Source organism: Nonomuraea sp. NPDC050451 (assembly GCF_044458585.1).
This window is the reverse complement of sequence record NZ_JBITHZ010000099.1, coordinates 1-3,610: the sequence shown is the minus strand read 5'-3', so window position 1 is coordinate 3,610 and position 3,610 is coordinate 1. Positions and strand designations below refer to the sequence as shown.

Below are 3,610 nucleotides of genomic sequence, written 5' to 3'. Positions count from 1 at the left end.
CGTCTGAGTATCACTTGGAAGAGGAGAGGAGAGGCAGTAGAGGGTTGAGGCTCTGACCTGGGCCGCTAGACGGCGGTTCGCGTTGGATGCAAAAATTCCGCATCCAATGCGACAACGGAGAGTGACGTGTCGAACACGAGCGACCGACTTCCGGGGACCGCTCGCCTGCAGCTGGCCGATGGGGTGGCGTTGCTGCACCCCCAAGAGCAGGTGTTCGAGGCGATGGTGGATGGCTGGCGCAATCAGCAGCTGGCCAGGAATCTGGCGCCCTCGACGATCGACAAGCGGGTCGGCCGCCTTCGCTCCTTTCTCCGGCATGCCGAAGACTTCCCCTGGGAGTGGACAGCCCAGCACGCTGACGAGTGGTTCGGTGACCTGCGCTCGGTGCACGGCTGCGCGCATTCCACCTTGCGCTCCTACCAGGACGCGTTGCGTTCCTTCTGCCAGTACATCGTCGATCCCGCCTACGGCTGGGCGGCGGTCTGCGAGGAGCGCTTTGGTACGTATCCGATCCAGATCGTGCACGAGGGCAACTCGGCGACGCATGTCCAAGAGTCCGAATCCCGGCCCGAGAAGCGGGCCTTCACCCTCGATGAGCTGCAAAACTTCTTCGACTACGCCGATGAGCAGGTGACCAAGGCGCGTGATCGCGGCCGCAAGGGGTGGCTACCTGCCTTCCGGGACGCCACCTTATTCAAGATCGCCTACAGCTACGGTCTGCGACGCAACGAGACTCGCATGCTCGACGTCGCCGACTTTGGCCGCAACCCGCACGCGCCTGAGTTCGGCAACTACGGCCTGGTCCACATCCGCTACGGCAAGGCCAAGAAGGGCTCGCCGCCCAAGCGGCGCAGCGTCGCCACCGTCTGGCCCTGGACGGCGGAGGTCCTGGACGAGTGGGTCACCGAGTTCCAGCCGCAGCTGGCGACACCCGGCAGCTCGGCGCTCTGGCCGTCCGAACGCGGCGCCAGGATCGGACTGCAGCGCATTAACTCCCGCTTCGCCGCCTACCGCGACGCGCTCGGCCTCGATCCTGGCCTCGACTTCCATGGGCTGAGACGCTCCTACGTCACCCACCTCATCGAGGCCGGCCGCGACCCGCTGTTTGTCCAGTTCCAGTGCGGCCACGAACACGCCAGCACCACATCCCTCTACACCTGTGTCTCCTCTGACTTCCGCACCCGCACCCTGCGCCGGGCCCTGGACGAGACCTTGGCCGTCGCCCTCGAACCCGCTAGGAGATCCCGATGAAACGCCAGGTCAGCTACCAGTGGCGGCTGCGCGAGGTCATGGCCGCCCACGGCATGTTCACCATCAGCGACCTGGTCCCGCTGCTGGCCGAACGGGGCATCGACCTGTCGGTGTCGCAGGTGCACCGGCTGGCCACCGGCGTCCCGGAACGGCTGTCGCTGCCCGTGCTCGCCGCGCTCTGCGACATCTTCACCTGCACCCCGGCCGAGCTGATCGCTACCAAGGCCGAGAACGCCGTCGTCCGCAAGACCGCCACAGACGACGGCCCGGTGAACCTCAACGCCAGGCGCCCCACCCGCGCCCGCCTCCGTCCTGAGACATGAACATTCCGCCGCTGGCCTGCGACAACTGCGGGACGGAAGGATGGAGATACCGGCGCGGGCTCTGCGGCCCGTGCGCCCTGGCCGCCGACCTGCGGGCCGTGCTGGACAACGGAGACGGCGCCATCCGGCCCGAACTGCTGCCCTTCTTCGAGGGCTTTCGCACGATGACCAATCCCGGGGCGGGCATCCAGTGGATCCGGCGCCCGCATGTTCACCAGATGCTCCGGACCCTGGCCGACCCGGCAACGCCCATCACCCACGAGACGCTGGATGAGATGTCGCCCTGGCGTTCGGTGGCCTACCTGCGGGATCTACTGATGCTGCACGGCGTTCTGCCCCGCGCCGACCGGCACCTCATCCTGTTCCAGCGGTGGCTTCGCGACACCCTCACCGCGATCAGCGATCCTGACCACCGGCAGGTCATCACCAGGTTCGCCACCTGGCACGTGCTGCATCGACTCCGGCGCTTCGCGGAACGCGGGCCGGTCACCGACAAGCAAACCGGCTCGGCCCGGATCGAGGTCAGGCAGGCCATCGCGTTCCTGAGCTGGCTGAGCCAGCGCGATCGTGAACTGCCGAACTGCGGCCAGGCTGACATCGACGCCTGGTACGCCGGCGCCTACACCGCCCGCCGGCGCACGCACGCCTTCCTGCGATGGGCCATGCGCGCCAAGCTCCTGCCCCGGATGACCGTCCCGCACCAGCCCACCACCAACCCCGCGCCCATCAGTCAGCACCAGCGCCTGGCCGTGCTCCGCCACCTCCTCACCGACGAGGAGATCCCCCTGCTCACCCGGGTCGCGGCCACCCTGGTGCTGCTCTACTCCCAACCTCTGACCCGGATCTTGCGCCTGACCATTGACGACGTCCGCCATCACAACGGCCAGGTCAGCCTTTGCCTCGGCGATCCACCGACCCCACTGCCAGAGCCGTTCGCCGAGTTGCTACTTCGCCACCTCGACCAGCGTCTCAACCTGACCACTGCCACCAACCAGAACTCCCGCTGGCTCTTCCCCGGCCGCCGCGGCGGACAGCCCATGACGCCCGACGCCATCGAACGACGCCTTCGCGATCACCAGATCGCAATACTCAGCGGCAGGACCTCCGCGCTTCGCCAGCTCGTCCTCCAGGCGCCGGCTCCGGTGCTCGCCCGGATGCTCGGCTACAGCGACGAGCAAACCAGCCGCGTCGCGTCCGAAGCCGGAAGTCCATGGAGCCGCTACGCCCCAGTCGGCGAACACCACCACGCCTGACCACAGCGACATGGAATGAGCATCATGACGACCTCTCCCGGGCCACGCTCGTCGGCCGAGATCCGCACCTACCTCAAAGACCAGCTCAACCAGGCGCTTCGCCGGCCCGGCATGTTCGGCGGCGAGACAGCCCTGCGCCTCCTGTTCGATCACCTGGCCTACGCCGAACACCAGGAGACGGAGTGGGCGCAGGCATTGCAGTTGCTGGAAGTGCGGGGCGCCTTGAACTCCCTCGGCGTGACCGGAGCGCTCGCCACCGTCCTGCCTGACCCCTGCGACGACGGCGTCGCCTCGATCTACGCCGAGCTCGCTCACGATCGCGGGTGGCTAGAGGCCGACAGAACCCTGACGACCGAAGATCATGCGTCCCTGCGCCGGAAACTCACCGCTTGGGCTGCTCACGACCGCACACTCACCGAAGTGCGAGAGGAGTTCGGCCCGCCTTCCGTTCTTCTCGGCGGCACCAGCCCCTTCTTCGGCAAGACATTCGCCTACCTGACCGAACAGGTGACGGAACCGATCATCTTCTTTCACCTCTGGAACGGCGGCCCCGACGAAACCGAAATGATTTGGCGCTCCATCTATGACGAACCCGTCCTCTTGGCCGTCCGCTTCGGCAGGGGAGCGTTCAAGGACACCTTCACCTTCACACCGGAAGGAAGCAGACGCCGTCTGGCCTGACGTCCCTGCGGCCCCACTCATCCGCTGGCTACTACGTCGTGTGACCTTTGCAGTTCCAGAGGGCGCGAACACGCGACACTTGATTACGCGAGGTCGCCAGTT

4 protein-coding genes are annotated in these 3,610 nt (G+C 66.7%); all 4 read left to right on the top strand.

From position 1 onward, the window contains the following. Positions 1-126: 126 nt before the first annotated feature. Genes ACIBI9_RS67725 through ACIBI9_RS67710 form a run of 4 tightly spaced genes read left to right on the top strand, consistent with a single transcriptional unit; the run spans position 127 to position 3,508 of the window. Entirely contained in the window at positions 127-1,251 is a 1,125-nt protein-coding gene (locus ACIBI9_RS67725; protein WP_397239636.1) for a tyrosine-type recombinase/integrase, read from the top strand. Then, positions 1,248-1,574: a helix-turn-helix domain-containing protein gene (locus ACIBI9_RS67720; RefSeq protein WP_397239634.1), complete on the top strand. Its 327-nt coding sequence runs from the start codon at positions 1,248-1,250 to the stop codon at positions 1,572-1,574. The genes ACIBI9_RS67725 and ACIBI9_RS67720 overlap by 4 nt, the downstream gene beginning before the upstream one ends. Beyond that, entirely contained in the window at positions 1,571-2,827 is a 1,257-nt protein-coding gene (locus tag ACIBI9_RS67715) for a hypothetical protein (RefSeq protein WP_397239632.1), read from the top strand. The genes ACIBI9_RS67720 and ACIBI9_RS67715 overlap by 4 nt, the downstream gene beginning before the upstream one ends. 24 nt (positions 2,828-2,851) lie before the next feature. Next, positions 2,852-3,508, top strand: coding sequence for a hypothetical protein (locus tag ACIBI9_RS67710; protein WP_397239630.1), 657 nt, complete (start codon positions 2,852-2,854; stop codon positions 3,506-3,508). Positions 3,509-3,610: the final 102 nt, after the last annotated feature.